The organism is uncultured Agrococcus sp., from assembly GCF_945915485.1.
GTDB lineage: Bacteria > Actinomycetota > Actinomycetes > Actinomycetales > Microbacteriaceae > Agrococcus.
The window spans coordinates 1-3,881 of record NZ_CAMEFJ010000142.1 but is presented as its reverse complement, the minus strand read 5'-3'; the positions used below and the strand labels follow the sequence as shown (position 1 = coordinate 3,881).

Here is a 3,881-nt window from a genome sequence, read left to right as displayed (position 1 = left end):
GCTCGTCGGTGATCTCACCGACAAGCTCCTCCGCGAGGTCCTCCGTCGTCAGGATGCCGGCGAAACCCCCGTACTCGTCGACGACGCAGGCGAGCTGAGTTCGGGCAAGGATCATTTCTTCCAGCACGTTCGGAAGTGCCATCAGCGCCGGCACCACGAGCGGCTCCCGCATGATGCGCAAGACCGAGTCGTCGTCCGACCCGGTGGTGCGCAGCAGATCGACGATCTGCACAATGCCGATCGGCTCGCCGTCACCGTCGATCACGGGGTACCGACTGTGCGCGTGAGCCATGAGCTCACGCAGCCGACCGATGGTCGTCTCGTTCGAAACCGTCGCGACCCTCGACCTCGGAATCATCGCGTGTTCGGCGTCCTCCTCCGGGAAGTCCAGGACACGATCGATGAGGATCGAGAGCTCAGCGGGAAGGTCACCGCTTTCACGCGATTCCGCGACGGCTCGTTTGAGATCCTCCGCGGAAGCGCTCGTGTCGACATCGTGCACCGGTTCCACGCGCAATAGCCGGAGCAGAACATTGGCGAGAAAATCGAACACCGCGATCAGCCATCCGAACACGGTGAGATAGATCAGCGTCGATCTCGCGAGCCCTCTCGCGAGTGGCTCCGGCGCGGCGATCGCCAGGTTCTTGGGGTACAGCTCTCCGAAGACCATCTGCACGACGGTGGCGAGCACGAGCGCGAGAACCGTCCCCACCGAGACGCTGACCGCGGCGGGGATATCGATGCCACCCAGCAGGACGCCTACGGACTCGCCGATCAGCGGCTCGGCGATATACCCGACCATCAGGCCCGTGACGGTGATGCCGAGCTGCGCACCGGAGAGCATGAAGGATGTCCGCCGTGTCACTTTCAGTGCACGCTTCGCCGCGACATCGCCCGCTTCCGCACGTGCTCCCAGGCGAGACCTGTCGACGGACATGTAGGCGAACTCCTGGGCTACGAAGAATCCGTTCGCCGCGATGATCGCGAGCACGAGAATGATGCCCAGCAGGAGTGTCAGCACTGCCGGGATCACAGAGGGGTCACCCCCTGTGCGAGTTTGAGCCGTTCATATCGACTCGTGAGGGTATGTATTCGAAGACAACTATCGCCGGGGTCGTCAGATGACGGCCGCGGGTCGGCTGATGACCCCATCTTCCGGCTTCACACTCCTGAGTGTCTCTGTCTGAAGTAGATACATCGTACCCGAGCTAGCCGTGCGCGAGTACCCGTCGATCAGGAGATCAAGAACTCGATGTCCGTGATCTGGAGAGAAGTCGTGCGCCCGGGTGCCATCTCGAATACCGTGCCGCCCTCCTCGAGCGCCCGGATCCCGCCACCGGGGTCGAGAGCGACCTCGACGATGCCGCCGGAGGGCGGGTTGAGCGATTCGAACGTGCCGTCGAGGCTCAGCAGTCGCACTGCTGTCTCCTCCTCCTCGGCCGAGACGACAGCGAGCGCATCCTGACTCGTCCACGTGACATCGACGGGAATCCCACCGGGAGCGGAGATCTCGGGGCCCAGCCGCAGGTCTTCCGGGGCCGCTCCCGAGCGCACGACCGCGAAGAGTCGCACCGTCGCGTTCCCCTGACCTCCCGTGATGACGGCGAGTCTCGAGCCTTCCGGTGATATCTCGACGGAGAAGACGCTTTCGCCGCCAAGCTCGACCGAGAACGCGTTGTGCTCGCCGTCGACCCAGGTGTGCACGAGCTGTTCATCCGAATTATCGACCCACCACACGGTGCGGAAACGGTCGACGGACGGATCGGTCGCGGCATCCTCACCGATCTGCCGCACAGCGTTCCCGTCGAGCCAGTGGATGCCGCCGCCACGCGCGTACGCGGCACCGACGCGGGGGCTGTCAGTACCCGGAACAAGGGCGAACGACGTTGCGCTGAGCTCTTGGAGCTGCTCACCGAGCCCCGTTATGAGGGCTCCGTCCGTCTGCGCAACGCGCACTTCCCCATCGCGGTAGACGAGCGGGTTCGACCACAGCGAATCGATCGATGGAGCCTCAGCCTCGGAGCTGAGACCTATTGCGTCATCAGCACCGCTGACGTGCACTTCGACAGTTCCCGCACCGGTCGATCGCTGTACCTGCAGCGCGAACCTCGACAGTTCCTGCGTCGTGACCGACCCCGGCCTCGCCGAGCTCAGGGTCAACGAGAGACCACCGCCCGGTCGGTCGGCGATATCGCCGACAAGCTCTGCGCCTGCGGCAGCGGAGGGCAGCACGGAACTCTGCAACCACGAGGCCGGCCCTTCCAGGAGCGCGTCGACGATGTCCCGCGTCAGCGTCTGCGGGTCATCCGGGAACCACCGGAGGTCGGGAACGAAGTAGTCGCCGTCTGTCGTGAACCACCGTACGGATACCGCCTCGAAGAGCTCCTCGAAGTGGAGCGAGCTCACGAGGATGCCCTCGGGAACTTCGTCGAGGCGCCACTCCCCCTCGACCTGGGTCAAGCTGAACGAGAGGGTCTGCGTCGACTCCTCGACCCTGTGCATGATGCCGCTCGTGTCGACTCGTGAGGTGAGCGTGACAGCGACCTCGCCGGAGTTCTCGTCCGTCATCGAGACCTGCGGAGCTCCCGACCGGACCCGCACGTTCGCGACAGGATCCCAGAGTGTGCTCGCGCTGTCGGTAAGGTACTCCCTCGCAACCTCGTAATCGTTTTCGGGGCTCACGCCCGCATACAGGAAGCCGAGGATGATCGCCTCTGGCGATGCGCCCGTCCCGGGCGGCTCAGCGATGAACTCGACGCCGGCACGATCCTGCATGTCTCCCGTTTCCGCCGCTGTCACGGGCCCCGAACTCGGGATTCTGACGCAGCCCACCAACAGCAGCGAGACGAGCGCGAGGAGAGCTAGTGCACGTTTCACACCGTTCCCTCCCCTGGAAATCTGATGGGCGACACGACGACGGTCGCGTCTTCGCGCGGCAGAGTCAACCTGAACATCGACCCTTCACCGGGTGCCGACCACACGTCGAGCGTACCGCCGTGCAGCGACGCGTCGTCCCTGCTGATGGCAAGCCCCAGCCCCGTACCGCCCGTGCTGCGCTGCCGAGAAGGATCTCCGCGCCAGAACCGACCGAAGACCTCCGCGGACTGCTCCTCCGTCATGCCGACACCGTGGTCCCGCACCGCAATCGCAGTTGCCGAGGAGTTCGAATCGACGATGACCTCTATCGGCTTCCCCTCACCGTGATCGATCGCGTTGCCGAGCAGATTCTGCAGGATGCGTCGTATTCGCCGAGGGTCGACTCCGGTTTCCAGGTGGCCGCCGGGTGCAACCAGCACGAGCTCGCTGCCTCGGTCGTCGGCGAGCGGCTGCACGGCGTCCATCTCGTTCTGCGCCAATTGCACCAGGTTGGTGGGTTCGAGTTCGAGCATCACGGCTCCCGCGTCGAAGCGGCTCAATTCGATGAGGTCGGCCAGCAGCGTATCGAACCGTTCGATCTGGGTGTAGAGGAGTTCAGCGCTCCTTCTCGTCTCAGGGTTGAAGCCTTCGCTCTGCGCGTAGATGACACCGCCCGCGAGTCGAATCGTCGTCAACGGCGTCCGTAGTTCGTGCGAGACGTCGGAGACGAATCGTTGCTGCACGGTCGACAGCTTCTCGAGATCCTCGATCTGCCGCTGCAGCGAATCTGCCATGGTGTTGAAGTTGCGGCCGAGCGCTGCCAGCGCATCGTCGCCTCGCACGGGGACGCGTTCATCCAGCTCCCCCTCCGCGAGCCTGGCGCTCGCCTCGGCGGCGACACGAACGGGCCCCACGACGAGCCGCACGACCATCCATGTCACGAGTCCGATCAGTACGACGACGGCCAGTCCGCCGAGCGCCATCGTCAGCTGCGTGAACTCGAGCGTTGCCTGGGCGTTCTCGAG

The 3,881-nt window shown here is 64.7% G+C and carries 3 protein-coding genes; all 3 read right to left on the bottom strand.

Annotation, left to right across the window (positions count from 1 at the left end; all coding sequences use genetic code 11):
• A partial coding sequence (locus Q0O95_RS13495) for a hemolysin family protein (RefSeq protein WP_293699707.1) occupies nt 1-1,033 on the bottom strand: 1,033 nt, incomplete at its 3' end.
• Nucleotides 1,034-1,233: 200 nt separating this feature from the next.
• Nucleotides 1,234-2,877: an LpqB family beta-propeller domain-containing protein gene (locus Q0O95_RS13490; protein ID WP_293699705.1), complete on the bottom strand. Its 1,644-nt coding sequence runs from the start codon at nt 2,875-2,877 to the stop codon at nt 1,234-1,236.
• Nucleotides 2,874-3,881, bottom strand: a 1,008-nt coding sequence (gene mtrB, locus Q0O95_RS13485) for an MtrAB system histidine kinase MtrB (RefSeq protein ID WP_293699702.1), incomplete at its 5' end; no start/stop codon positions are given. The genes Q0O95_RS13490 and mtrB, both read right to left, overlap by 4 nt.